Origin of the sequence: Halotalea alkalilenta DSM 17697, assembly GCF_000621205.1 — a bacterium.
Lineage (GTDB): Bacteria > Pseudomonadota > Gammaproteobacteria > Pseudomonadales > Halomonadaceae > Halotalea > Halotalea alkalilenta.
In genome coordinates this window covers 1-25,328 of the sequence record NZ_KK211236.1, presented here as the reverse complement: position 1 = coordinate 25,328, position 25,328 = coordinate 1, and the positions used below count along the sequence as shown (strand labels likewise).

Here is a 25,328-nt window from a genome sequence, read left to right as displayed (position 1 = left end):
ATAGGCGATGGATTCCCCCGGCGAATGGGGCCGATGATAAAGAGCCGAGCCGGGCAAGACCAGCCGGAGAAGGAGAATCCGGGAACAGGCGGAGGGCGAAACGTCGACGACGCCCGGAGGCGTCGTCGAAGGGGGAGCGAAGCGCTGGCGGAAGAGTTACTCCTCTTCGTCGAACTCCCCGTCCCAGGCATCCTCGATCAGGCGCTGCAAGCGCCGCTCCTCGAGCAGCGCCTCGACCCGCCGCCGTGTGCGCGGATCGCTCTTGGCGCGGCTCTTGGGGGCGAAGATCTCGTCATTGACGGCTTCCAGATCGTCGCCGTCGTCCTGCTGATCCGAGTAGAGTTCCGAGCTCATCTTGACACCTCCAACGAAGCGTGTTTTTGCCTCTTTGAAAAGCATGAACGCTGTATAACGTGCTTGGCTGCCGATGACAAGCGCTTTGTCCAACGTCTCGGCGACGGTCGGAAGTGGGAGCGCGGCATGGCTGGTTTTCGCCGCTCTGGAGCCTGCGGCGATTGCGGTGGAGAATGCTCATCGCCAGGCGTCGACCCTGTATACCCGATGCCGGAAAGGCTGCCGCGCCGGGGCGCATTCGCCGGGCCTTCGGCCTCCATCCAACCATGAGGAAACGCAATGAAGATAGCCATCCATTACTGCACCCAGTGCCACTGGCTGCTGCGCGCCGGCTGGTATGCGCAGGAATTGCTGCAGACCTTCGGCGAATCGCTCGAGGAGGTCGCGCTGGTGCCGAGCCATGGCGGGCGCTTCGAGATCCTCGTCGATGGCGAAACCCTGTGGGAGCGGGTGCGTGACGAAGGCTTCCCCGAGATCAAGGCGCTCAAGCGGCTGGTGCGGGACCGGCTCGATCCCGAGCGCGACCTGGGGCATATCGATCGCCACGGCTGATGCCGATTCCCTGTTCGCACTGGTCTATCTGTGCTGATCTATCCGTGCTGGTCTATCCGCGCTGGCGATAGCGCTGCCAGCCCCAGACCGCGGCCAGCACCAGCACGCTGACCAGCAGGCAGAGGACCAGGACCAGTGCGAAGCCGTAGGGATTGTTCGCTCCGGGGATGCCGCCTACGTTGATGCCCAGAAGTCCAGTGAGGAAGGTCAGCGGCAGGAACAGCACGGTGATGATCGACAGCAAATACATTCGGCTGTTGAGCCGCTCGTTGTGGATGCTCCAGATCTGCTCCTGGATGATCAGTGCGCGCTCCTGCATCGCGCGCACGTCCTCGATGTAGCGGTAGAGGTGATTGGCGACCTCGCGCAGCGCCAGCCGGTTGGCCTCGTCGAGACCGAGCGAGGCATCGCAGAGGCGATTGAGACAGTCGTACTGTGGCTCCATGAATCGACGCAGGGTGATCATCGGCCGGCGCAGCCGGGCCAGATCGTCGCCGTTGAGCTCGGTGCCGGCCAGCATCTTCTCCTCGCCCTGGCTGAGCGCCTCGTCGATCTCGAGCAGCAGCTCCCCCATCTGGTCGATCATGTGGTCCGCCATCTCGACCATCAGCGCGGTGACGTTCGACGCACCGCTGCCCGAGGCGAGATCGTCGCGAACCTGCTGGATCGCCTGCAGCGGACGGCGACGCAGCGTGATCAGCCGATTGTGGCTCAGCCATACCCGCAGCGAGATCAGGTCGTCCGGCGCCTCCCCCGGGTTGAGGTTGACGCCGCGCAAGGTGGTCATCAGGCCGCCGGAAAAGCGCGCCACGCGAGGGCGAGTGTACTCTTCGAGCAGTGCCTCGATCAGCGCCTCGTCGAGCTCGGCGAGGGTGGAAAGATAGTAGTCGGCGTCCCCAAAGGTGAAGTCGAGATGCATCCAGATATCGTTGGGATCGCTGTCCCAGGCTGCGTTCAGCGTTTCCGTACTCAGAGCATGTCCGCCGCCTTTGCCATCGAGTCGATAGGCCGCCACTAGTGCGCTGCCGGTCTGCGCCATGAAAGCTCTCCTTGGGCCTGGCTTGGGTCTCGTGGTGCTGTTCGCCGAGCGGGGGACGGCGAGTCGATGCGAAGATCAGCTAGGTTCACCGAGCAGCGGCGCCAGCACTTGCCATACGTTGTCGAGCACCTGGGGCTGGGCGCTGGCGTTCGGGTGGATGCCGTCGTTTTGCATCAGCGTATTGTCCAGCGCCACGCCGTCGAGCAAAAACGGCAGGTAGGGGATGGCGTACTCTTGCGCCAGCGCCGGATAGACCCCGGCGATGGCATCGGCGTAGGGTTGGCCATAATTGGGCGGGATCATGATGCCGAGCAGCACCACCTGGGCGCCTTCGGCGCGGATGAGTTCGATCATCCGGGCGAGGTTGGCGCGCATTTGCGGCGGTGGCAGGCCCTGGAGCCCATCGTTGCCGCCCAGTTCGAGCAGTACGTATTCGGGTCGATAGCGCTCGAGCGCCGCGGGCAGGCGTTCGAGGCCGCCCGCCGTGGTTTCGCCGCTGATGCTTGGATTGACCACCCGATACTGATCGCCGAGGCGCTCGGAGAGCAAATTCACCCAGCCTTGCTCGCGTTCGATGCCGAGCGCCGCGCTGAGGCTGTCGCCGAAGACCATGACCGTCGGTCGATCGGACTCGTCCTCGGCGTGGAGAAGCGGCGCCGTCACGATCAGCGAGACCAGCAGGAACAGCAGCAGCGCCAGCCATTTGCTTGCCCGACGTTGAAAAATATCCTCTCCGGACCATGCTTTGGTCGAGTCGCGCGTATGATCGATACACGCCCGCCCTTGAGCGTCGAGGCGCGAGACGAAGAGTTGGGGGCGTGAAGGTGGGGACATCTTGCGCTCCTTGCGATGGGGATGGGCCGCTATGGCGCACACCTCGACGGCATCGACACCCCCTTATGATAAGACGAGACGCGAGATCGGACGAACTATGGGTGAGCAGAAACACGACCAACCGGTGATTCGCGTCGATGACTTGAACAAGACGGTCGGTATCGGCGAGCGGCGGCTATCGATCCTCGATGGCCTGAGTCTATCGATCGGCGCCGGCGAGAGCGTCGCGGTGCTGGGCAGCTCCGGCGCGGGCAAATCGACCCTGCTCGGACTGATGGCCGGGCTCGATGCGCCGACCAGCGGCAGCATCGAGCTCTTCGGTCAGCAGCTCGCGGATCTCGACGAGGATGGCCGGGCGCGGCTGCGCGCGGGGCGCGTCGGCTTCGTGTTCCAGAACTTCCAACTGCTGCCGACGCTGACTGCGCTAGAGAATGTGATGCTGCCGCTCGAAATGGCCGCTGGGCGCGCCGATGCCGCGCTCGCCCGCCGCTGGCTCGAGCGGGTCGGGCTCAATGAACGCGCAGGGCATCTGCCCAAGCAGCTTTCCGGCGGCGAGCAGCAGCGCGTGGCGGTGGCGAGGGCGTTCGTCACCGAGCCGAAACTGGTGTTCGCCGACGAGCCGACCGGCAACCTCGATCGAGCGACCGGCCAGCGCATCATCGATCTTCTGTTCTCGCTCAATCGTGAACGCGGGACCACCCTGGTGCTGGTGACCCACGATCTGGCACTTGCCAGCCGCTGCCAGCGCCGGCTGCATCTCGAACAGGGGCGGATACGCGAGACCCGTGACGACGTCGAGCCGGAGTGGCAGCGATGATCCATCTGCTCGGCTACTCGTTGCGCGCGCTGCGTCGCGATGCCCGGGCGTCGGACGTCAGGGCGTTGTTCATCGCACTGTGTGTCGCGGTGGCGGCGACCACGATGATCGGTTTTTTCCTCGAGAGGGTCGAATCAGGGCTCGAGCGTCAGGCCGGGCGGCTGCTCGGTGGTGACCTGGTGCTGGTCAAGGGCAGCGATTTCGATGCCGATACCGTGGGTCGGCTCGAAGCGGCGGGCATGCGGCTGAGTGAACAGATACGCAGCGTGTCGATGGCGAGTCGCGACGACGGCTTCCAGATGGTCAGCTTCAAAGGCGTGGATGCGAACTACCCGCTGTATGGCACCGTGATCATCGATCGCGGAGACGGCGCGTTCGATACCCAGGGCGGCCCGCCGCGCGGCTCGGTCTGGGTCGAGCCGCGACTCGCCCAACTGCTGGGCCTGCAGCTCGACGATGAGCTCCAGCTCGGCAGCCAGCGCTACCGAGTGGACGCATGGCTTTTGAGCGAGCCCGACCAGCAGCTCGGCTTCGAGGACCTGAGCCCGCGGGTGATGATCCAGCGGGCTGATCTCGACGGCAGTGGGCTGCTGCAGCCCGGGGCGAGACTGACCTACCGGCTGATGGCGGCAGGTGACGCCGCGCAGCTTGCAAGCCTCGATCCGCAGTTGCAGCGCTGGCGCGACCAAGGGATACGGGTGCTCGATGTGCGCGAGGACAGCCCGAGCCTCGGACGTGCCCTCGAGCGCGCCCAGCAGTACCTGAGCCTGGCGGGGCTCGCTGCGGTGCTGCTCGCGGGTGTCGCGGTGGCGATGGCGATCCGCCGCTACGTCGAGCGTCATCTCGATGCCGCCGCGCTGGCGCGTTGTTTCGGCATGGTCCAGCGTGACCTGGTGGCGCTGTTCGTGCTGCAGCTCGCCTGGCTGGCGCTTGCCGCTACGCTGGTGGGCGCATTGCTTGGCGCACTGGGCCAGGCGCTGCTGGTGCGGCTGCTGGCTGCGTTCCTTCCGCTCGAGCTGCCCGCGCCGGGTTTGGCTCCGCTGGCGATGGGGCTGCTCACCGCACTCGCCGTGCTGATCGGCTTCGCCGGGCCGACTCTCGCCCGGCTGCGTCAGGTCAGCGCGCTCAAGGTGCTGCGCCGCGAGCTCGAACCGCTGCCGGTGTCGGGATGGCTAGCGCTGGGCGTCGCTACCCTCTGCTTCGGTGCATTGCTTTGGCTCTACAGCGGCGAGCTGCTGCTCTCGCTCGGCGTGCTGCTGGGTGGGCTGGTGCTGCTCGCTGCGCTGTGGGGAGCGACTTGGTTGGCGCTGGATCTTCTGTTCTACACCGCCCGCTGGCTACCCTCGACCCTGCGCATCGGTGCCCGACAGCTGGCGCTCAGGCGCCAGGCGAGCGTGGGCCAACTGGTGGCGTTCTCGGTGACCTTCGCGGCGATGGCGATCATCAGCCTGGTGCGCGGCGATGTGATCAGCGACTGGCAGGCGAGGCTGCCGGAGGATGCGCCGAACCAGTTTGCGATCAACATCCAGCCGAGCCAGCTGGATGCCTTCGCCCGCGCGCTCGATGGCAGCGGCGAGTCACGCTCGGACTTCTTCCCGATCGTGCGCGGGCGCCTGACCATGATCAACGGTGTCACCGCACGCCAGGCGGTGCCGGAGGAGGCCCGCGAGGATGGCAACCTGAGCCGCGAGATCAACCTCACCTGGCGCGAGGAGATGCCACCCGACAACCAGATCATCTCGGGTGAGTGGTTCAGCCTGGATGAGGGAGGGGAGCCTGCACCGATATCGATCGCGAGCGATCTGTCCGAACGCCTCGGGATCAAACTGGGTGACGTGCTCGGCTTCGATATCGGCGGCGAAATCCTCGACGCGCGGGTGACCAGTATCCGTGAAGTCGAGTGGGAGGCGTTCCGGCCCAATTTCTTCGTGATCTTCCCTCCGGGAGAGCTCGAGCGCTTCGGTGCCAGCTACATCACCTCCTTCTATCTATCCGCCGAGCACCAGGGGCTGCTCAACCGGCTGGTGCGGGACTTTCCCTCGGTCACGCTGCTCGATATAGATGCCTTGCTCACCCAGCTGCGCGAGATCCTCGCCCAGGTCTCGCGAGCGGTGGAGGCGATCCTGGCGCTGGTGCTGTTCGCCGGGGTCGCCGTGCTCTACGCGGCGATGATCGTCTCGCATCCCGCGCGGGCCCACGAGGGAGCGCTGCTGCGGGTATTCGGCGCGGGAGACCGCTACCTGCTGCGCGTCCAGGCCACCGAGTTCGTGCTGCTCGGTGCCGGCAGCGGGCTGCTCGGCGCCGCGCTCGCCGAGCTGGCCGCTGCCGCGCTCTACCTCGGTTGGCTGGATCTGCCGGCGAGGCTGCATCCGCTGCTGTGGCTATCGATGCCTCCGCTCGGTGCGCTGCTGATCGGCGGAATCGGACTGCTGCTCTCGCGCTCCCTGCGCCGCACCGCACCATTGGAGAGTCTCAAACTGCTGGGGGAGGGGTGATCGACACGCTTCGGTAGCCAAAAGTGGGCACATGAAGCTGAATGGGGAGTATCCCTGGCGGGTCAAGGCGGTGAAAATTGACCACCGGCGCTGCTGATTTGTGGCAAAATGCGCGCCATCCGAAAATTTAATAGCTTGCTAATTAGAGTGACCCGTGACCAAGTTCCTCAATGATCTTCCCGATGGCGCGCAGGTGCCATTGCTTTCTCCCCGTGACTGCACTGGCGTATTGCTGCGAGTGGTGTTCTACATTCTCGTCATCGTTGGCTACGCCCAAGGCATGCTGTGGGATGCCCAGCGCGGAAACGATGCCTCGCTCAAATTCTCCGAGTGGTCTTTCACCGAGATCACCCAGAGTTGCATCCTGGCGTTTACCGTCATCGGTCTCCTGGCGGTGCGGCGGTACTTCGGATTTTTCCGTGTCGGCTTGATGGTCATGGCGATGTTCGCGCTCTCGGCGCTGCTGAGAGAAAACGATGCGCTGATGGATGATCTGATCAGCCACGGTTTCTGGAAATGGCCGGTGACGCTGGTAGCGCTGCCGACACTCTACTATCTGTTCCACTATCGTCATCGGCTGTTCGTCGAGATGCGGCTCTATTTCACCTCGATGCCGTTCGGACTCTTCCTGGCGGGGTTCCTGTCCACCTTCGTCTTCTCCCGTCTGCTGGGTCGCGGGAAGATGTGGCAGGCGGCGATGGGCGACGACTATCTGCGCATCGTCAAGGACATGGTCGAGGAGTGCTCCGAATCGATCGGCTACCTGCTCATCCTCTTCTCAGTGATCGAGCTCTACTTCTTCGCCCAGCGCTTGCGTCGCCACTACGGCTGAATCTGGCTGAGCCGCGTTCGTGGAGCGGGGAGGATCTGTCGCAGCCAGGTCCAGGGTTTCGTCGTCGACCGGCGCGATGTAGGCGACCCAGGCCTCGATCCGCTCGTAGAGCCGATGTCCGGCGCTGGTGCCGGGGCCGATCACCACCGCCATGGTCAGCGCCAGAATCGATAGCGCGATGAGCATGCCGCCGAGATGCTCGCGCCAGCGGCGTCGAGGGTGGTTCGTCGTTTCTCTCCTGGTCATCGTCGTCCGGGCTTCCTTGGTCGAGGCATGGTCGAGGCATGCATGAGCAGGCGGGATACAGGCTTTGAGACCCCAGTGGCGGGGGGATGTTCCCGATGGATCGGCGCGTCGTCGACATGGTAAGCCGAAAGCCAGCATGACATGATGCGGGGCGGTTCGCGGGCAGCGGTTGGTTCTATGATCGCCGCGCGCGGGACTGGTCCTGGGTCATGGAGTGTCTTGGAAAAACATGGTTTATATCGTTATTTTGAACTGGCAGGGCGCCCAAGACACGATCGCCTGCCTGCGCAGTCTGTTCGCCATGAGCGGGCAGCGATTCAGGCTGTTGGTCTGCGACAACCGCTCGCAGGACGATTCATACGAGGTGATCAAGCAGTGGGTCGAGGCCCAGGCGCCTGAGGACAGGATGCAGCTGTCCCTGCGCGAGCTGAGCGCACAGGAGGCGAGCCGTCATGTGGTCGACGAGCGGGAATCCTGCCTGTATCTGATCCAGACCGGGGCGAACCTTGGCTTCGCTGGCGGCAACAACGTCGGTATCCGGATGGCGCTGAATCAACCGGACATGGAGTACGTCTGGTTGTTGAACAACGATACCGAAGTGGCCCCCGACTGCTTGTCGAAGATGGTCGAGCGGTGTCGCGAGGACCCCTCGATCGGCATCTGCGGTGCCAAGCTGGTTTATGCGCACGACCGTGGCAAACTGCAGGGTTTGGGTGGCTGCTATAATCCTTGGCTCTGCACCACCCGCCACTATGAGGCTTTGTCTCCCAGTGAAGGCCATTATGATCGCGCATTGGTGGAAGAGCAGATCGATTACGTGATCGGCGCATCGATGCTGCTTTCCCGCCCTCTGCTCGAGCAGGTGGGGATGCTTCGCGAGGACTACTTCCTGTATTACGAAGAGCTCGATCTCTGCCTGCGCGCCAAGGGGCGCTTCCGGCTCGGGGTCAGCCTCGACAGCGTGGTGTATCACAAGGAAGGGGCGAGCACCGCCTCCGGTACCAGCGCGCTTTCCGATTACTACATCGTCAGGAACCGGCTCAAGTTGACCCGCAGGTTCCATCCGCTACGCTTGCCGATCGTCTGGGCGAGTCTCTTTCTCGTCTGGCTCAATCGTCTGCGCCGCGGGGAGTACGCCAAGGCGCGAGTAGTGGCTCGCATCATCGTCAAGGGCCGTTGAGACCACAAGCCCTGCACGGACCGCCCCTTGAATGGAACGACTAGCATGAGCAAACGTATCCTCGTCACCGGTGGTGCTGGATTCATCGGTTCAGCGGTGGTTCGCCGCTTGATCCAGTCCACGCCGCACAGGGTCGCCAACGTCGATTCGCTGACCTATGCGGGAAACCTGGAGTCGCTGCAGAGCGTGCACGATTCCGAGCGCTACGACTTCCATCATGTCGACATCTGCGATCGCGAAGCGCTGGATGCCATCTTTGCCGAGTTTTGTCCCGACGCAGTGATGCACCTCGCCGCCGAGTCGCATGTCGATCGTTCGATCGATAGCCCCGGTGAGTTCATCCGCACCAACGTGCTCGGTACCTATACCCTGCTCGAGGCGGCGCGCCGCCACTGGATGACGCTCGCGCAGGACGAGAAAGCGGCTTTTCGTTTTCATCACGTCTCCACCGACGAGGTCTATGGGGACCTGCATGGCAGCGAGGAGTTCTTCGTCGAGACCACGGCCTATGCGCCGAGTTCTCCCTATTCCGCCTCAAAGGCTGGTTCCGATCATCTGGTCAGGGCGTGGCACCGTACCTATGGTTTGCCCATCGTCATCACCAATTGTTCGAACAATTACGGGCCCTACCATTTCCCCGAAAAGCTGATTCCCCATATGGTCCTCAACGCGCTGAAAGGCGAGCCGCTGCCGGTTTATGGCGATGGTGGCCAGATTCGCGACTGGTTGTACGTCGAGGACCATGCCCGCGCACTGATCGAAGTCGTGACCCGGGGGCGGGTGGGTGAGACCTATAATATCGGTGGCCACAACGAGAAACGTAACCTGGAAGTGGTCGAGCGGATCTGCGAGCTGCTCGAGGAGCTCGCACCGCAGAAGCCGGCGGGGGTCGGCGCCTACCGGGAATTGATCACCTTCGTTCCCGACCGTCCGGGGCACGATCAGCGCTATGCGATAGATGCTTCCAAGCTGCAGCGCGAGTTGGGCTGGACTCCCCGCGAGAGCTTCGATAGCGGGATGCGCAAGACGGTGGTGTGGTACTTGGAGAACCGGCAGTGGTGGCAGCGCGTGCTCGACGGCGACTATCGCCTGGGCCGTCTGGGTTCTGGCGCTTGAGAACGCGTGGCGGAATGGGCGCGATCCGCTCGATTCGTCCATGAGGAGGAGCTATGAAGGGAATCATTCTTGCCGGCGGTTCAGGTACGCGACTGCACCCGATCACCCGCGGCGTCTCCAAGCAGCTGTTGCCGATCTACGACAAGCCGATGATCTACTATCCGCTGTCGGTGCTCATGCTGGCAGGCATCCGTGAGATATTGATCATCTCCACGCCCGAGGATCTGCCCAATTTCCGCAAGCTGCTCGGCGATGGCAGCTGCTTCGGCGTGTCGCTTTGCTATCGTGAGCAGCCCTCTCCCGACGGGTTGGCCCAAGCGTTCATCATCGGTGAGTCCTTCATCGGCGACGACGATGTCTGCCTGATTCTAGGCGACAACATCTTCTACGGGCAGAGCTTCAGCGCGATGCTGCGCGAAGCGGCGGCCCATTCTTCGGGGGGGACGATCTTCGGCTACCGCGTCGCCGATCCGGAGCGTTTCGGCGTGGTCGAGTTCGATCACGAGGGGCGCGCACTCTCGATCGAGGAGAAGCCTGAGCGACCGCGCTCGCCCTATGCGGTGACGGGGCTCTACTTCTACGACAACAAAGTGGTGGACATCGCCAAGCGAGTGCGTCCATCGGCGCGGGGCGAGCTCGAGATCACGGCGATCAACAATGCCTACCTCGAGCTTGGCGAATTGCGCGTGCAGCTGCTCGGCAGGGGGTTCACCTGGCTCGACACCGGAACCCATGACTCACTGATGGAGGCGAGCCAGTTCGTGCATATTCTCGAAACCCGGCAGGGCCTCAAGATCGCCTGTCTCGAAGAGATCGCCTATCGCCAAGGGTGGCTTACCCATGATCGATTGCTGGCCGAGGCGCAGCGGCTGGAAAAAACCGGCTATGGGCAGTACCTGTTGCAGATTTGCCGATCGGAGTAGTTCGATGAAAGTCATTGAGACACACCTGCCCGGCGTCCTGGTGCTCGAACCCAAGGTATTCGGGGATGCGCGGGGCTTTTTCCTCGAGACCTTCCAGGCCGAGCGCTATCGCGAGGCTGGCATCGAGCCGGCGTTCGTCCAGGACAACCACTCGCGCTCCTCGCGGGGAGTGCTGAGGGGGCTGCATTTCCAGCGCACCAGGCCGCAGGGCAAGCTGGTGCGAGTCAGTCGCGGAGCCGTCTACGACGTAGCGGTCGACATCGATCCCGCCTCTCGGACTTGCGGCCAATACTTCGGGATCGAACTCAACGACGAAAACCAGCGCCAGCTCTGGATTCCCCCTGGCTATGCGCACGGTTTCTGCGTGCTCAGCGAGATCGCCGATTTCCAGTACAAGTGCACCGACTACTATCTGCCGGGCGACGAGGGCGGGGTGGTCTGGAACGATCCGCAGATCGGCATCGACTGGCCCATCGAGTCTCCGCTGCTCTCGGACAAGGATGCGGCCAATCCGACCTTGCGCGAGCTGTTGGAGCAGGTGTCTTGAGCCGAAGGGTGCTGGTCGTCGGTGCGACGGGGCAGGTCGGCACAGCGCTGCTCGAACGCGCACCGCTCGATGTCGAGGCCATCGGTGTCGGCTCGAGCGAGCTCGACCTCACCGACCCTGGCGCGATCGATGCGGCCTTCGCGCGCTGGCGGCCCGAGCAGGTCATCAACGCCGCGGCCTATACGGCCGTCGATCGCGCCGAGAGTCAGCCGGAGCTCGCCTTCGCGGTCAATCGGGATGGACCCGCCCGACTCGGCCGGGCCGCCGCCGCCGCTGGGATCCCGGTGCTGCACGTCTCCACCGACTACGTCTTCAGCGGAGACTGCGATCGCCCTTATCGGGAGGACGATCCTACCGCGCCGAACAGCGTCTATGGCGCCAGCAAGCTGGCCGGTGAGAGGGCGCTGCTGGCCGCCTCGCCCGAAAGCCTGGTGCTGCGGACCAGCTGGGTATTCGGCATCCACGGCCAGAATTTCGTCAAGACGATGCTGAGGCTTGGCGTTGAGCGCGATGAACTCGGCATCGTCGCGGACCAATGGGGCTGCCCGACTTCTGCGGTGAGCATCGCCGAGGCGCTGTGGCGGCTCAGTGATGCGATGGTCTCCTCATCGCCACCCGGTGGCGGGGTTTATCACTTCGCCGGTGCGCCTGCCTGCACTTGGTATGACTTCGCCGAGACGATCTTCCAGCGCGCGCAGGCGCTGGCAGTGCTTGCGCGCGTGCCGCGCCTGCGCCGGTTGTCGACCGATGAGTATCCGACCCCGGCGCATCGACCGGCTTGGTCGGTCCTGGATTGCTCGAAGCTCGAGCGCGAGGCGGCGATAGCGCCGAGCGACTGGAGAGTGGATCTCGAGTCCATGCTCGCCGCGCTGGCGGTACGGCGATGAGAAGATCGCTCGCGACCGGCAATGGACATCGCGGCAATGGAGCCGTGCGGTGATCGCTAAAGTGCTGGGGAGGCTGCGGTCAGGGCACTCCGGCGACATTGCCTGGAGCCTGGCCGGTTTCATCGTGCCCCTGGCCGTGGGCTTGGTGTTCATTCCGCTGATCATCAGGCAGATGGGTGTCGAGCTGTTCGGGGTGCTGTCGATCATCTGGATGCTGATCGGCTACTTCACCCTTTTCGATCTCGGCATCAGCCGCGCTTTGACCTTCCTGCTTTCGCGCAACATCGGTGCGGGAGAAGCCGCGCGCAACCAGCTGGTCTATTCCACCGCGCTGCCGGTGGTTTGCGTCATGGGCCTGCTCGGCGGGGTGCTGTTCTGGTCGTGCTCCGAGGTGCTCGCGACCAGGGTGTTCAATGTCGATGCGGCGCTGATTCCAGCGGTTCGTGATGCCTTCAGATGGACGGCGATAGCGATCCCTTTCACCATCTGGGCGACGGTGATGCGCTCGTGTCTTGAAAGCTACGCTGAGTTCCGCCTGATCAACCTGGTCAAGATCCCGATCAATGCCTGGTTCTTGGTCGGCCCTTATGCGTTCTACCTGGTCAGTGACAGTTTCTCGCTCGCGGTGCTATCGCTGCTGCTGGCCCGGATCGCCATGTTCTTCGCCTATCTCCTGGCCAACCAACGTCATCTGCGCTTTTCGATTGGTTCGATCCAACCCGCGCTGCTCAAGGAGCTGTTCGCCTTCGGCGGATGGATGACGGTCTCGAACGTGGTCAGCCCGATCATGGTCTACTTCGACCGTTTCTTGATCGGCAGCTTCCTCTCCGTCGCGCTGGTCGGCTACTACTCCGCGCCCTACGAGATCGTTACCAAGGTGCTGGTGGTTCCGGTTGCTATTGTCAGCGTGCTCTTCCCGGCGGTGTCGAAGGCGCTCTCCGAACGAAACGTCGAAGAGGTGCGCTCGTTGACCAAGCGCTTCGGTATGCTGATCGCCGGGCTGGTGGGGGTGGCCAGCCTTTGCCTGATCAGCGCCGGTGGCTGGGGGCTCGAGTGGTGGCTTGGGCCCGAGTTCCGCGAGCAAGGGTATTGGGTGCTGTTCTGGATTTCGCTGGGGGTGCTGTTCAACTCGCTCGCCCAGGTGCCCTTCTGTGTCATCCAGGCCTCGGGTGCCTCCAAGGCCACCGCATTGATCCATCTGGCGGAAGTCCCGCTCTATCTGGCGGCGCTGTCGGTGGCGCTGGTCTGGTATCAGAGCATCTCCGCGGTAGCCTTCGTCTGGTGCCTGCGGGTGCTCGTGGATCTGCTGGTGCTGACTTGGGTATCAGCACGGCTGGTGGATGCCAAGGCGCGCTAGCCCGGGAGTTTCAGCGCGACATCGCCTGCGCCGATCACGCCATCGCTCGTGTAAAGCGCAGGGGCCTGCGCTATCATGGCGCCCATCTCGACCCCATCGCGCCGCAGAAGGCCTCGATCCCGCCCCGCCGGGAATTCGTCGATACTCATCGCCCCGGGCCCCGCGGTGACGCATTGGTCAGCCAGATTTCCAACCGCCACCTTGCAATGAGGAATGCTTCATGTTCACCCGTGACATGACCATCGCCGGCTACGATGACGTTCTGCTGAGCGCGATCGACGAAGAAGTCCAGCGTCAGGAGGATCACATCGAGCTGATCGCCTCCGAGAACTACACTAGTCCTCGCGTCATGGAGGCGCAGGGCAGCCAGCTGACCAACAAGTATGCCGAAGGCTATCCGGGCAAGCGCTACTACGGTGGCTGCGAGTTCGTCGACAAGGTGGAACAACTCGCCATCGAGCGCGCCTGCCAGCTGTTCGGCGCCGACTACGCCAACGTCCAGCCGCACTCCGGTTCCCAGGCCAATTCCGCGGTGTTCCAGGCGCTGGTCTCTCCCGGCGACACCGTGATCGGCATGAGCCTCGATGCCGGTGGCCACTTGACCCACGGCGCCAAGCCGAGCTTTTCCGGCAAGCACTACAATGCGATCCAGTATGGCCTCGACGAGCAGGGTTTGATCGACTATGACGCGATCGAGCGGCTCGCCAAGGAGCACCAGCCTAAGATGATCATCGCTGGTTTCTCCGCCTATTCCCAAGTGATCGACTGGGCTCGCTTTCGCGAGATCGCCGACGGCGTCGGTGCCTGGTTCTTCGTCGACATGGCCCACGTCGCGGGCCTGGTCGCCGCGGGCGAGTATCCTTCTCCGCTGCCGCATGCCCATGTCGTGACCACCACCACCCACAAGACCCTGCGTGGCCCCCGCGGCGGCCTGATTCTTTCGGCCAGCGGCGACGCGGATCTCTACAAGAAGCTCAACTCCGCCGTCTTCCCCGGCCAGCAGGGCGGCCCGCTGATGCATGTGATCGCCGCCAAGGCGGTGTGCTTCAAGGAAGCGCTCGAGCCCGAGTTCAAGGTCTACCAGCGCCAGGTGGTCAAGAATGCCAAGGCCATGGCCGGGGTGTTTCTCGAGCGAGGCTTCGATGTCGTCTCCGGCGGTACCGAGGACCACCTCTTCCTGCTTTCCCTGGTCAAGCAGGGCATCACCGGCAAGGACGCCGATGCGGCCCTTGGCCGAGCGCACATCACCGTCAACAAGAACTCGGTGCCCAACGACCCGCAGAGCCCGTTCGTCACCTCCGGCCTGCGTATCGGCACCCCGGCCGTCACCACCCGCGGCTTCGAAGAGGCCGAGTGCAAGGCGCTGGCCGGCTGGATCTGCGACATCCTCGATGCGCTGGCCAAGGGCGATAGCAGCGAGGTCGAGACTCGCGTTCGTGGTGAGGTCGAGGCGGTGTGCAAGCGGCTGCCGGTGTATGGCTAAGCCTTGAGCACCATCTCGTGTCGGACAGCTGAGTAGCAAGGACAGGAACCATATTCGCGCAGGCGAGTATGGTTTTTGTTTTTCTTCTTCCGGCGTGGCGGTCGAGTAGAGCAATGATTGCTACATTGTTTGGAACGGAGCACGTTCAATTCAGTTCATATTTCCGTTCGCGCGTATCAGGCGCAGGCACACGGACAGGCGTGACTATGGTGAAGAGGGGATCGATTTGAACAGCGAAGCGGTGATCACTCCGGTCGTCATGGCGGGCGGCAGCGGAACTCGCCTATGGCCGCTTTCCAGGCGTCTGCGGCCCAAGCAGTTTCTTGATCTCCTCGGTGAAGGGACTTTGCTCCAGCAGACCCTGGCGCGTCTCGAGGGGCTGCCCTGTACCGCACCGATCGTCATCTGTAACGAGGAACATCGATTTCTGGTCGCCGAGCAGCTTCGTGCCTCCGAGATCGGCGACACTTGCCTGTTGCTCGAGCCCGAAGGCCGCAACACCGCTCCCGCGATCGCTCTCGGTGCGCTGCAGGCCGAGCGTGCAGGCGCCGCGGAGAGTGCGCTGCTGCTGGTTCTGGCTGCCGATCACGTGATCCAGGACGTCGAGGCCTTCCAGGCCGCGGTCCGTCGCGCGGTGCCGCTTGCGGCACAAGGGCATCTGGTGACCTTCGGTATCGTGCCTTCCCGCGCAGAAACCGGCTACGGTTACATCCAGCGGGGCAAAGCGCTGGATGCGGGTTTCGCGGTGCAGCGATTCGTCGAAAAACCGGATGCGCAGACGGCTGCACGCTATCTGGAAAGCGGCGAGTATCTCTGGAACAGCGGCATGTTCCTGATGCGCGCCGACCGCTACCTGGGAGCGCTCGGCCAGTATGCGCCCGATATGCTGGCTGCTTGCGAGGCCGCGATCGAAGGTGCCGCCGCGGACTTGGACTTCATTCGTGTCGATGCCGAGGCTTTTTCGCGCTGCCCGAGCGATTCGATCGACTATGCGGTGATGGAAAAGGACCCGCGCGTCGCGGTAGTGCCGCTGCAGGCGGGGTGGAGTGACATCGGCTCTTGGTCTTCGCTTTGGGAAATCAGCGACAAGGATCAGGATGGCAACGTACTCACCGGCGACGTGATAGCCGACACCACCCATAACACCCTGGTCCATTCGAGCCATCGACTGGTCGCGACGGTAGGGGTCGAGGATCTCGTCGTCGTAGAAACCAAGGATGCGGTCCTGATCACGCGCAAGGATCAGGATCAGCGGGTCAAGCTCGTCGTCGAGCAGCTCAAGCGGGAAGGCCGCTGCGAGCACGACAATCACCGGGAAGTCTATCGTCCCTGGGGCAAGTACGACTCCATCGACATGGAGGCGCGCTATCAGGTCAAGCGAATCACCGTCAATCCTGGCCAGAAGCTCTCGGTGCAGATGCACCACCATCGTTCCGAGCATTGGGTCGTGGTCTCGGGCACGGCCCTGGTGGGGATCGACGGGGAAGAAAAACTGGTCGCGGAAAATGAGTCGGTCTACATTCCTTTGGGCGCTACGCATTACATGTCCAATCCCGGAAAAATCCCGCTCGAATTGATCGAGGTTCAATCCGGCGCCTATCTCGGCGAGGACGATATCGTTCGTTTCGAGGATCTCTACGGTCGCTCTCGGTAAGGACGGGACGGCAGGCAGGGGAGTGGAGGAGCAGCGTCGCTCGAAATGCTCGCCATTCTCCTGGATAAATTGCAAGCATGCTCTATTTTTCAGTGAATGTCGGGAAACGACGATGCGGTCATGAAAAATATAGAGGCATTATTTTGAGGACTGAATCACGCTGGATGGGCGGTATCTTTCTTTCGGCATGCCTGCTGGTCTTGCTGAGTGGTGAATTATCCAACCTTTATGCCTATCTGGTGCATGCAGAAGGTGTGAACGCCGGTACTTATGCGATCTTCCTGGCTGCCACCGTTTGTGCCGCGTTGGGCATCATGGGCGGTTGGCAGCGGTTGAATTGCATTCCCGGCCTCACCTTGGTCGCTCTTCTCGCTTTCGGTGTAATCCTGGCATTGAGCTATCAGCTGCTCTATGCGCCTGACCCGGTCCTTGCGATCAAGGCTAGCCTTTCATATTTCTTCATTCCGTTCTGTGCGTTAGGCGCATATGCGTTCCATGCGACGTCCAGCCGTCTTTCCAGCCAGCTTTTCCTGGTGGCGGGAATTCTCCTCTCTAGCATCGGCATCTTGCAGTATCTGCTCGGATATGCAGTCGGCGAAGGCTGGCTAGTGTTGATGGGGGAGGAGGTGCTGGGCTTTCCACCGCTTGGTTGGGTGAGGCCAACTGCGCTGGTGGGGAATTCGATCATTTTTGCAGCGGTGATATTCCTCTTCCTCGTCTTCAGCTATCAGTATTATCTCAGTGAAGGGAGCTGGCTGTCGGGATTGGCGGTCGTCATGCTCGCGTCCGTGCAGTACTTGGCCATGTCCCGTTATGCATTGGCCGCGACCGCGGGTTGGTGTGCATTGCTGACGATTCTTTGGTTCGTCTTGGCAAGCGATCGTAGGCGCTACTCGACGCGATTGGCGATCGTCGTCGCGATCACCGCATTTTCCTGTGTGGTGCTCACTGCCTATAATTCGATCGCCCATCACTCGGTGGATCCATCGTTTCCGACGCAAACAACTAGCTCGAACTGGCTGATCGTGGAGCGTTTCGATAGTTCTGCGGGGCTATCTCAAGGGTCGAATGAAGACCACAGGGCCGAAGCTCTTCAAGCGATGGAGTTCATTCGAAGTGGCGAGGCTCCTCTCGGATGGGGGAGCCAAGGTATCAGCGCCGACAGTAGGATCATCACCGACGGGCTCTGGTTCCAATTCGGCATCGAGCTAGGGCTTTGGGGGGCCATTGCCTTCGTTGCCTGGCTCGTCGCTCTGGCGGTCGCCGTGATCATGACGATGCGCTCGGCCATGCGAGAGCATGGGTGGAGGGAGAGTCGGGTCATGCTGGTGTTCGGGCTCACGCTGGTGGGATACCTCATTTATTCTCTGGTCGGAGGTTGGGTGAATTCATCGCTCGCAGGTCGTGTAGGCTATTTCTTCTTCTGGACGATGATCGGCTGTTTCTTTGGCGAGGCAAGCAGGCTTCGTCGTTCATCAGGTGCCGCTGATGAGCAGCTTTGAGTACGCTTTCGACGAGCGTTGGATTGGTGAGCATGGCATCGGGCGCTTCGCTGGCGAGCTCTTTCAACGCGTAGACGGCCTGCATGGAATCCAACTGGGCGGCAAGCCGAGCGGTGCGCTGGATCCGCTGAAGACCGGCCTTTGGTTGCTCAGGCATCCGCACCAGCGTCTGTTCACTCCTGGCTACAATGCTCCGCTGTTCGCCCGGTCACGTAGCGTGATTACCGTGCATGATCTCAATCACATCGACGTCGATGAGGGCAGCAGCGCGCTGAAGCGCCTTTACTATGCTCAGGTGCTCAAACCCGCCTGTCGACAGGCTCGCCGTGTGCTCACGGTCTCCGCTTTCTCCCGGCAGCGGATCATCGATTGGAGCGGTGCCTCGCCCGAGCGCGTGATCAACGTCGGCAATGGGGTGTCGAGCGTCTTCGGCGTTGAAGCGGCGCCCGGAGAGTCACCCTCTACGTCTCGCTACTTCTTTTGCGTCAGTAACCGTAAGTCGCATAAGAACGAGCGACGCCTGATCGAAGCCTTCGCCGAAGCCCACCTGCCCGAAGACGTACAGCTGATGATGACCGGGGAGAGTACTGCCGAGCTCGATGAACAGATTAGCCGTCTCGGCGTGGCTTCACGCATCCGCTTCACTGGGCGTTTGGATGATGCCCAACTCGCAGCCTGCTATCGTCATGCCATTGCGTTGCTCTTTCCCTCCCTGTACGAGGGCTTTGGCTTGCCAGTGGTCGAAGCGATGGCGTGCGGTACACCGGTGCTGACCTCGACCGTCACCTCGCTGCCTGAGATCGCGGGTGGCGCCGCATGGCTGGTCGACCCCCTGCGCGTGGACGAAATACGCCAGGGGATTGAGCGGCTGCATGACGATGCAGACCTGCGTGCCCGCCTGCGAGACAAAGGCATCGAGAGAGCGCGCTCGTTCAGTTGGGAGCGTGTGGCTGAACGCGTTCGGCTGGCCTTGCAGTGACTAAGATGGTCAAAGGCGAACGAGCGGAATGGTCGATCGTCATGGATGAAGATATGAATTCGAAGGGAAGGGGCTGTCTCTAAGTGAAAATTGCGCTGGTGACGGACTGGCTGATCTCCTATGCCGGCTCCGAGAAGGTCGAAGAGGCTATCCTCGGTCTTTTCCCCGAGGCTGACGTGTATACCTGCGTCTATGATCCTGATGCTTTTTCGCAAACGCGCTTCGTCGAGCACGAGGTGAAGCAGTCTTTCATCTCGAGGCTGCCGAAAGCGAAAACCCATTATCAGAAGTATCTGCCGCTGATGCCCTATGCGGTCGAGCAGTTCGACCTCGCCGCCTACGACGTGATCATTTCCAGCTCCCACGCGGTCGCCAAGGGCGTGCTGACCGGGCCCGACCAGCTGCACGTCTGCTACTGCCATACGCCGATCCGCTATGCTTGGGACTTCCAGCATCAGTATCTGGCCGAATCCGGGATGGGGAAGGGGATCAAAGGCATCGTTGCGCGCTATCTGCTCCACCGGCTGCGTCTGTGGGACGTCCGCACCGCCAATGGCGTCGACTTCTTCGTTGCCAATTCTCGCTACATCGCGAGAAGGATCAACAAGGTCTATCGCCGGGATGCCGAGGTCATCTACCCGAACGTGGCGGTGGACGACTTTTCCCTGGTCGAGGAGAAAGACGACTTCTACCTGGCGGCCTCCAGGCTCGTGCCCTACAAGCGCGTCGCGCTGATCGTAGAGGCGTTCACCAAAATGCCGGACAAGCGTCTGGTGGTGATCGGTCATGGCGAGCAGATGGGGCAGATCAAACAGATGCTGACCCCCAACATCACTTATCTTGGCTATCAGCCCTTCGCTGAGCTCAAGCATTACATGGAGCAGGCCAAGGCGTTCGTTTTCGCCGCGGAGGAGGATTTCGGCATCATGCCGATCGAGGCCCAGGCGTGCGGCACGCCGGTCATCGCCTACGGGCGCGGTGGTGCGCTGGAGACGGTGGTGGACGGCGAGACGGGGATTCACTTCCACGAGCAGAGCTGTGCCGGCATCGTCGCCGCGGTCGAGCGGTTCGAGCGCGAAGGGGTGAAACGTTCGCCCGCGCTCATTCGAAGCCACGCCGAGCGCTTCTCCAGGCAGCGGTTCGATGAACGGTTCAAGAACTTCGTCGATGAGCGCTGGTCTGAGTTTCGTCGGCAGCGAGGCTTCTAGCGACGATGTATGCGTCCCCGCGAGGGGGCGCATTTCCAGGGGAGAAGAGTGATATCCTCTCCGCCCCCATGAACGTCGGCGCATCGTTATACGAGCGGGACATGCGGTGGTGGAAAGGACTCTGGTGTCATAATGTCGGTTTTCGATGAACGCTTCACCCCTCGCAGCCCTGACTGGCTGACCTCCCTGATGGCGCGCGGGGCCGATTTTTCCGTGGTTCTGGCGGCGGGCTGGATGGCCTATGCGCTGCGTTTCGGTAGCTGGTCGATCGAATACGAGCGCTACCACTGGGCGATCCTGGTGGGTGGCCTGCTCCAGCTCTGGCTGTTCCCCTTTTGTGGCCTCTATCAGTCCTGGCGCGGCCGCCGGCGTGCCTACCTGGCGGCGCGGCTGGTGGGCGCCTATTCCCTTTGGTGCGTGGCCATCGTAGTGGTGATGTTCGCCTTCCAGCTGTTCGATTTCTCCAGGCTGTGGATGGCGAGCTGGCTGGGCATCGGCGTGGTGCTTTCCTTGGTGGTCAGGATCATCGCCTATCCGATCATCTATCGCTTTCGCAGCCGTGGGCGCAACCGTCGCCGGGTGCTGCTGATCGGGGATGCGGCGTCTTGTCGAACGGCCTTCTATGCGCTGCGTCGAGACAAGACGCGCAGCTTCGACATCGCGCGGGTACTGGTGATCGACTACCGACTCAAGAGTCGGCTCAAGAAGTACAGCGGCGTGGTGGACAACTACGAATTCGGCAAGCGCCTGACCGTGGTCGAGGACGAAGTATGGGTGTGTCTGCCGCTTTCCCGCGGCAGGGACGCGCATCGGATCATCAACTCGCTCGACACCGTAGCGGCCAACATCCGGCTGATGCCCAACATGTCGGACCTGCGGCTGATCAACCACAGCGCCTCGACCATCGCTGGAATGTACCTGATCAACGTGAGCTGTTCGCCGATGACCGGTTGGAGCCGGTTCAAGAAGCGCAGTCTCGACGTGGCGCTATCCTGCAGCATCCTGCTGATCGTTTCGCCTCTGCTCGCAGCACTCGCCATCGGTGTGAGGCTCAGCTCGCCGGGTCCGATCTTCTATCGCCAGGAGCGGGTCAGTTGGAACGGCCGACCGTTCCAGATGCTCAAGTTCCGCTCGATGGCGGTGGAGTCAGAGAGCAACGGCGTTCAGTGGGGTGGTGCCAGGAGCAAGGCGACGACCCGGTTCGGGGCCTTCATCCGCAAGACCAGCCTCGATGAGCTGCCGCAGTTCATCAACGTGCTCAGAGGCGATATGTCGATCGTGGGGCCAAGGCCCGAACGCACCGTGTTCGTGCGCCAATTCCAGCATGAGATCCCAGGCTACATGCAAAAGCATCTGGTCAAGGCAGGCATTACCGGCTGGGCGCAGATCAACGGCTGGCGTGGCGATACCAGTCTGGAAAAGAGAATCGAATTCGACCTCTGGTATATTGAGAACTGGTCGGTCTGGCTCGACCTGAAGATAATTTTCCTCACGATTTTCAGGGGATTTGCCGATAAAAATGCTTATTAATCAGACTACATTTGTAGTAATATTTTTGATATAAAAATATGCAACATTACACGAACGGCTAACTGCGGGGGATAGTGTGTCTGCTTTTCTTACAAAAATTCAATATGCTGTGGTCATCTTGTTATGTGTCGCATTAGGTGGAGCATTGATCGATGATCGCGCAGCGTGGCATGCATATTATGCCGCTGTCATACTGGCTTCTTTGTTCTGCTTGTTGCGTGCAAAACTGATAGTAGAATGGTTTCTTCGTTCACCATTTTGGGTAAAGGTTTTTCTTGTTGCCATTATAATGGTGGGTGGATTAGAGCTGAGTTGGTCTTTAGTATATGGCCAGCAGGAAGAGGGTCTCGTCATTAATATAGGAGAGAATTACTACCAATTGTCAAGTATATATAGTCGTCATTTTTATTCTGGATTAGCAATGGTTATTAGTATTCCATTGTTCATTTGCCTATACGGTGTGAAAATTTATCAACGCCCGATATTTCTTATTTTTATGGCAATGGGGTTATTTGTTTTTCTATTAGTGGTTCTGGTGCTGGGCATTGACGAATGGCAAAATACTTCATCGCGTGTTCAGTTGAAAGGAGACTGGCCAATTACGACAGCAATGGAATATTTTTTTATTATCATTATGCTATTTTCCTTTGGTAAGGGAGTTGACACTCTCTCTATAATCAAGAAAGGTAGTGGCATTATTGTTGCCGTCTGTGGTTTCATTTTTGTCTGGTTGACAGATACCCGATCAGTGTTGGTATTGTTAACGCTATACTGTATTTGGTATGTAGGAAAGTCTTTCCCCTCATGTCCACGAAACATTCGTTTATTGATAATTTTGACTCTTTCAATGGTTGTTCTTGGATGTTTATATCATTTCAATGTGGCCAATAGATTATTTTCGACTTATTTTGAAATTGTTCAATATTTCAATGGGCAACCGAATACCTCCATGGGGGGGAGATTTTCAATGTGGAAAGGATCGATTTTTGCTATCTTAGAATCTCCCTGGAGTAATGGTATTGGAGAGCGCTATTTTTATCTGCAACAATATGTGATGTTAAATGAATATTCTAATAGAGCTGCCCTAGAAGCAATGCTTTATCATGTCCATAATGAATATCTGGATGCTCTCTCGCTGAAAGGAATAAAAGGATTATTAGTTATGTTGCTTCTGTTTTCTAGCGGCGTACTGATGGCAGTTAAAGATAAGATCATATCAGGTGACTTTGCATTTTTTTTGTTGTTGATAATGATTTATTGCCTGTTCGATAGCTTTTTCATCCATCCGGATCTTGTCATGCTATTTTGTGTGATAAGTGCATTATATTTTTCATTAGGCCGTGATAGCATCATCCAGAGTCGCTTAGTTCAGGGGAATGGTTAATATGTCACATTTGAATAAGCTTACCCTTATCCATGCGTTTTGGATTGGAAAGCAGCTCGGTCCGATTGCTTCGGCGTGCTTAAAATCCTTTGTTGTTCATGGACACAGGGTAATGCTGCATGCTTATCAGCCTATTTCTGATCTACCTGATGGAGTCGAGTGGTGCAATGCCGAAAGTGTGCTTAGCAATGAAAAGGTATTCCAGCATAGTGCATCGGGAAGTTTTGCGCTTTTCTCTGATTTATTCCGTTATGAACTGTTAAGTCGTGAAACAGGAGTCTATGTAGATTGCGATGTATATTGTGTGGCGCCAATCGAGCTTCCTGATCATGGCTACTTGTTCGGTCTTGAAAATGACTATAGGCTCAACGGTGCTGTACTCGCAGCGCCAAGAGATAGTGTATTCATCGCAGAGCTGCTGCGCTCAGCGCGCGATCCTTATCTCATCCCTGAGTGGATGTCTAAATCGCGCCGACATAAGCTGTGGTTGCGCAAACGTCTAGGTTTTCCGGTACGCCGTGAGAAGATGAAATGGGGCACGCTAGGACCTGCTGCCATTACTCACTTCGCAAGGAAACTCGATTTGATAAGATATGCTAAGCCCGTGGATGTGCTTTATCCAATTGGATATGATCGGGTCAGTCAATTACTGGACCCCGGCCTAATGCTAAACGATTTATTGACATCTCGTTCTTGTTGTATACACCTCTTCAATGAGGTGTTGAAAACACATGATCTTTCTAACGTCCCTGAATCCTCGCCGCTTGGTAGGATTATCTCCAGTCAGTGATGCCATTATGTCCAATATTCCGATTTACTTGCTTTCTCTTGATAGAACCCCAGAAAGACGCAAGCCGTTGATTGACTACTTCGGTGCTCGGAAAATTGACTATACCCTGGTAAGTGCAGTCGACGGTCGTGAGCTCGACGATGACTATGTACGAGAGATCAATTCCTCCGATTTTTCACGCCGAATGAATCGTCCTATTTCTATCGGTGAGATAGGTTGTTTGTTGAGTCATCAAAAAATTTACTCAGATATTCTTAGAAAAGGAAATGAATGGAGTATCGTGCTTGAGGATGATGCGCTCATTGATGAGCGCTTCGATACTTTTTGTCGAATTGACCTTGGGAATTTTGACCCCAACACTCTCTATATTCTTGGAGGACAAGATGAGAGAGTATGGCGGGACTATATAATGCTTAGTTTATGGAAGAACTTTTATGTCGCTCCGGGGATTATTTTCAGTAAGACAATTCGAAGCTATAAACATGTTAGTACTACCTGTTGTTATTTGATTCATACTTCCGTAGTTCGAAAGATGGTTACACTACACCAGCAGTCGCTTTACATCGCTGATGATTGGCGCTATTTGCATGATCATGGTGCTTTTGACGAAATATACCTGGCCGATTTCATTGCTCATCCCGCACCGACATTGACTAACAGTACTATTGAGATAGAGCGTGATGTGGCTAAGGCAAGCTATAAATATCAAAGAAAAGGATATGGTATCAAAAATGTACTGCGCTTGAGAGAAGCAAAGCGTTTCATCCGTCGACAATTCAGGAAACTTTACCGCTTAGGGTGGTGAATGAAAAATGTTAGAAGTAGGGTGTTATTCATTCGCGAATTTTTTTGCTATATATTGTGCGCCTTCAAGCTTTATTGGGTCGATCATTTCATCAAGCACATATCTGCGCGCTGCAGCCTTTTGGGGAAGCCGTTTGATATGGGTATCTATCCAAATCATCTGACCCCGCTTATCAATTAGTATATTGTTGAAGTGTAGATCTAGATGATAGTATCCACTTTTAGCAAGTTGGATGATCATGGTACATGAAGTACACGATGAATTTTTCGCGTTCTGGAGTTTTAAGGTTTGAAAATACTCTCCTCCCCCCTGCTGTATTCTGTAGGTAGGCCATACCATAGAGTGATGAATTTTGGTTGAATGGATTCAATGCAATACCAATCATTCGAGACTCAACGGTATTCTGACCAAGCTGTTTCAATAGTTGGTTACTTTGGTACTCTTTAATAGCATAGATACTTAATCCGAGCCGTTTGGAGCTTGGACCGGGCTGGCCCCCGGGAGTCATCAGAGCGGTAAGCGCCAACGCTCGGCCAAGCGCAGGCGTAATCGTGCTGGGCGCCTGTTTTGCGTCATGGCCCGCAGCCTCGCTCGCAGCAAACACATTGCGCTGGGCGGTTTTTACCGTCGGATGGCGGGTCGCCGAGGTGGATTGATCGCCAATATCGCCCTGGCGCGCAAACTCGCGGCGCTGTTCTGGCGCGTCATGGTCAAAGGATTGGAGTATGTCGAACACGGACTCCAGTACTACGAGGCACAGGCGCTGGAAACCAAACAACGTTCCATGCGTCGACTCGCCAAGCAGCTCGGGTTC

The 25,328-nt window shown here is 59.4% G+C and carries 23 protein-coding genes and 1 pseudogene; 20 read left to right on the top strand and 4 right to left on the bottom strand.

Features of this window, described 5'->3' with window-relative positions; genetic code table 11:
* Positions 1–156: 156 nt before the first annotated feature.
* Positions 157–354, bottom strand: coding sequence for a PA3496 family putative envelope integrity protein (locus Q376_RS0120530; RefSeq protein ID WP_027351880.1), 198 nt, complete (start codon positions 352–354; stop codon positions 157–159).
* Positions 355–633: 279 nt separating this feature from the next.
* Here Q376_RS0120530 and Q376_RS0120525 point away from each other — a divergent pair, with 279 nt between their 5' ends.
* Entirely contained in the window at positions 634–906 is a 273-nt protein-coding gene (locus Q376_RS0120525) for an Rdx family protein (protein ID WP_027351879.1), read from the top strand.
* Between the two features lie 52 nt (positions 907–958).
* Here the strand turns inward: Q376_RS0120525 and Q376_RS23805 are convergent, their stop codons facing one another.
* Both Q376_RS23805 and Q376_RS0120515 read right to left on the bottom strand, forming a co-directional pair.
* On the bottom strand, positions 959–1,945 hold the full coding sequence (locus Q376_RS23805) for a CorA family divalent cation transporter (RefSeq protein ID WP_043449222.1): 987 nt from the start codon (positions 1,943–1,945) through the stop codon (positions 959–961).
* A gap of 75 nt (positions 1,946–2,020) precedes the next feature.
* A complete protein-coding gene (locus Q376_RS0120515) occupies positions 2,021–2,779 on the bottom strand; it encodes a GDSL-type esterase/lipase family protein (protein ID WP_081803688.1) in 759 nt (252 codons plus the stop codon).
* 97 nt (positions 2,780–2,876) lie between these two features.
* On the opposite strand from Q376_RS0120515, the gene Q376_RS0120510 reads away from it, so the two are divergent.
* The 3 genes from Q376_RS0120510 to Q376_RS0120500 all read left to right on the top strand — a co-directional run bounded on the left by Q376_RS0120510 (position 2,877) and on the right by Q376_RS0120500 (position 6,923).
* A complete protein-coding gene (locus Q376_RS0120510; RefSeq protein WP_043449217.1) occupies positions 2,877–3,596 on the top strand; it encodes an ABC transporter ATP-binding protein in 720 nt (239 codons plus the stop codon).
* On the top strand, positions 3,593–6,091 hold the full coding sequence (locus Q376_RS0120505; RefSeq protein WP_027351876.1) for an ABC transporter permease: 2,499 nt from the start codon (positions 3,593–3,595) through the stop codon (positions 6,089–6,091). Before Q376_RS0120510 ends, Q376_RS0120505 begins: the two co-directional genes overlap by 4 nt.
* Positions 6,092–6,245: 154 nt before the next feature.
* Positions 6,246–6,923 (top strand): hypothetical protein, encoded by a 678-nt coding sequence (locus Q376_RS0120500; protein ID WP_052365617.1) that lies wholly within the window; start codon positions 6,246–6,248, stop codon positions 6,921–6,923.
* On the opposite strand, the gene Q376_RS25015 is transcribed toward Q376_RS0120500, so the two are convergent.
* Positions 6,870–7,169 carry a hypothetical protein gene (locus Q376_RS25015; protein WP_027351874.1) on the bottom strand — a complete coding sequence of 100 codons (300 nt, stop codon included), beginning with the start codon at positions 7,167–7,169 and terminating at the stop codon, positions 6,870–6,872. The two genes, Q376_RS0120500 and Q376_RS25015, sit on opposite strands and share 54 nt — an antisense overlap.
* A gap of 229 nt (positions 7,170–7,398) precedes the next feature.
* On the opposite strand from Q376_RS25015, the gene Q376_RS0120490 reads away from it, so the two are divergent.
* From Q376_RS0120490 to Q376_RS25680, 16 genes and pseudogenes are all read left to right on the top strand, one after another.
* On the top strand, positions 7,399–8,349 hold the full coding sequence (locus tag Q376_RS0120490) for a glycosyltransferase family 2 protein (RefSeq protein WP_027351873.1): 951 nt from the start codon (positions 7,399–7,401) through the stop codon (positions 8,347–8,349).
* A 45-nt stretch (positions 8,350–8,394) separates the two neighbouring features.
* Complete coding sequence (gene rfbB, locus Q376_RS0120485) at positions 8,395–9,465, top strand: dTDP-glucose 4,6-dehydratase (protein WP_027351872.1); 1,071 nt, start codon at positions 8,395–8,397, stop codon at positions 9,463–9,465.
* 53 nt (positions 9,466–9,518) lie between these two features.
* Complete coding sequence (gene rfbA, locus Q376_RS0120480; RefSeq protein ID WP_027351871.1) at positions 9,519–10,388, top strand: glucose-1-phosphate thymidylyltransferase RfbA; 870 nt, start codon at positions 9,519–9,521, stop codon at positions 10,386–10,388.
* Between the two features lie 4 nt (positions 10,389–10,392).
* On the top strand, positions 10,393–10,935 hold the full coding sequence (gene rfbC / locus Q376_RS0120475) for a dTDP-4-dehydrorhamnose 3,5-epimerase (RefSeq protein WP_027351870.1): 543 nt from the start codon (positions 10,393–10,395) through the stop codon (positions 10,933–10,935).
* Entirely contained in the window at positions 10,932–11,822 is an 891-nt protein-coding gene (gene rfbD / locus Q376_RS0120470; protein ID WP_027351869.1) for a dTDP-4-dehydrorhamnose reductase, read from the top strand. Before rfbC ends, rfbD begins: the two co-directional genes overlap by 4 nt.
* Positions 11,823–11,871: 49 nt before the next feature.
* Positions 11,872–13,179, top strand: a complete 1,308-nt coding sequence (locus tag Q376_RS0120465) for a flippase (protein ID WP_027351868.1) — start codon at positions 11,872–11,874, stop codon at positions 13,177–13,179.
* Positions 13,180–13,399: 220 nt separating this feature from the next.
* Complete coding sequence (gene glyA, locus Q376_RS0120455) at positions 13,400–14,662, top strand: serine hydroxymethyltransferase (RefSeq protein WP_027351867.1); 1,263 nt, start codon at positions 13,400–13,402, stop codon at positions 14,660–14,662.
* A 226-nt stretch (positions 14,663–14,888) separates the two neighbouring features.
* On the top strand, positions 14,889–16,316 hold the full coding sequence (locus Q376_RS0120450; RefSeq protein ID WP_027351866.1) for a mannose-1-phosphate guanylyltransferase/mannose-6-phosphate isomerase: 1,428 nt from the start codon (positions 14,889–14,891) through the stop codon (positions 16,314–16,316).
* Positions 16,317–16,393: 77 nt separating this feature from the next.
* Entirely contained in the window at positions 16,394–17,818 is a 1,425-nt protein-coding gene (locus tag Q376_RS0120445; RefSeq protein WP_155834422.1) for a hypothetical protein, read from the top strand.
* Positions 17,805–18,797, top strand: a complete 993-nt coding sequence (locus Q376_RS0120440) for a glycosyltransferase family 4 protein (protein ID WP_027351864.1) — start codon at positions 17,805–17,807, stop codon at positions 18,795–18,797. The genes Q376_RS0120445 and Q376_RS0120440 overlap by 14 nt, the downstream gene beginning before the upstream one ends.
* A gap of 83 nt (positions 18,798–18,880) precedes the next feature.
* Positions 18,881–20,005: a glycosyltransferase family 4 protein gene (locus tag Q376_RS0120435; protein WP_027351863.1), complete on the top strand. Its 1,125-nt coding sequence runs from the start codon at positions 18,881–18,883 to the stop codon at positions 20,003–20,005.
* Between the two features lie 132 nt (positions 20,006–20,137).
* On the top strand, positions 20,138–21,535 hold the full coding sequence (locus tag Q376_RS23795) for an undecaprenyl-phosphate glucose phosphotransferase (protein WP_052365614.1): 1,398 nt from the start codon (positions 20,138–20,140) through the stop codon (positions 21,533–21,535).
* 76 nt (positions 21,536–21,611) lie between these two features.
* On the top strand, positions 21,612–22,919 hold the full coding sequence (locus Q376_RS24600) for an O-antigen ligase family protein (RefSeq protein WP_155834421.1): 1,308 nt from the start codon (positions 21,612–21,614) through the stop codon (positions 22,917–22,919).
* A 1-nt stretch (position 22,920) separates the two neighbouring features.
* A complete protein-coding gene (locus Q376_RS24595; RefSeq protein WP_081803685.1) occupies positions 22,921–23,709 on the top strand; it encodes a glycosyltransferase in 789 nt (262 codons plus the stop codon).
* Positions 23,651–24,514, top strand: a complete 864-nt coding sequence (locus tag Q376_RS24590) for a glycosyltransferase family 25 protein (RefSeq protein WP_081803684.1) — start codon at positions 23,651–23,653, stop codon at positions 24,512–24,514. The genes Q376_RS24595 and Q376_RS24590 overlap by 59 nt, the downstream gene beginning before the upstream one ends.
* 490 nt (positions 24,515–25,004) lie before the next feature.
* Positions 25,005–25,328: pseudogene (locus Q376_RS25680) on the top strand (IS110 family transposase); the annotation flags it as partial.

Coding starts and splice junctions, on each gene's coding strand:
- Q376_RS0120505 (WP_027351876.1), top strand. CDS start 3,593: ATGATCCATCTGCTCGGCTACTCGTTGCGCGCGCTGCGTCGCGATGCC.
- Q376_RS25015 (WP_027351874.1), bottom strand. CDS start 7,169: ATGACCAGGAGAGAAACGACGAACCACCCTCGACGCCGCTGGCGCGAG.
- Q376_RS24590 (WP_081803684.1), top strand. CDS start 23,651: ATGATCTTTCTAACGTCCCTGAATCCTCGCCGCTTGGTAGGATTATCT.
- glyA (WP_027351867.1), top strand. CDS start 13,400: ATGTTCACCCGTGACATGACCATCGCCGGCTACGATGACGTTCTGCTG.
- Q376_RS0120510 (WP_043449217.1), top strand. CDS start 2,877: ATGGGTGAGCAGAAACACGACCAACCGGTGATTCGCGTCGATGACTTG.
- Q376_RS0120515 (WP_081803688.1), bottom strand. CDS start 2,779: ATGTCCCCACCTTCACGCCCCCAACTCTTCGTCTCGCGCCTCGACGCT.
- Q376_RS23805 (WP_043449222.1), bottom strand. CDS start 1,945: ATGGCGCAGACCGGCAGCGCACTAGTGGCGGCCTATCGACTCGATGGC.
- rfbC (WP_027351870.1), top strand. CDS start 10,393: ATGAAAGTCATTGAGACACACCTGCCCGGCGTCCTGGTGCTCGAACCC.
- rfbA (WP_027351871.1), top strand. CDS start 9,519: ATGAAGGGAATCATTCTTGCCGGCGGTTCAGGTACGCGACTGCACCCG.
- Q376_RS0120440 (WP_027351864.1), top strand. CDS start 17,805: ATGAGCAGCTTTGAGTACGCTTTCGACGAGCGTTGGATTGGTGAGCAT.
- Q376_RS0120445 (WP_155834422.1), top strand. CDS start 16,394: ATGCTCTATTTTTCAGTGAATGTCGGGAAACGACGATGCGGTCATGAA.
- Q376_RS0120490 (WP_027351873.1), top strand. CDS start 7,399: ATGGTTTATATCGTTATTTTGAACTGGCAGGGCGCCCAAGACACGATC.
- Q376_RS23795 (WP_052365614.1), top strand. CDS start 20,138: ATGTCGGTTTTCGATGAACGCTTCACCCCTCGCAGCCCTGACTGGCTG.
- Q376_RS24595 (WP_081803685.1), top strand. CDS start 22,921: ATGTCACATTTGAATAAGCTTACCCTTATCCATGCGTTTTGGATTGGA.
- rfbB (WP_027351872.1), top strand. CDS start 8,395: ATGAGCAAACGTATCCTCGTCACCGGTGGTGCTGGATTCATCGGTTCA.
- Q376_RS0120525 (WP_027351879.1), top strand. CDS start 634: ATGAAGATAGCCATCCATTACTGCACCCAGTGCCACTGGCTGCTGCGC.
- Q376_RS0120530 (WP_027351880.1), bottom strand. CDS start 354: ATGAGCTCGGAACTCTACTCGGATCAGCAGGACGACGGCGACGATCTG.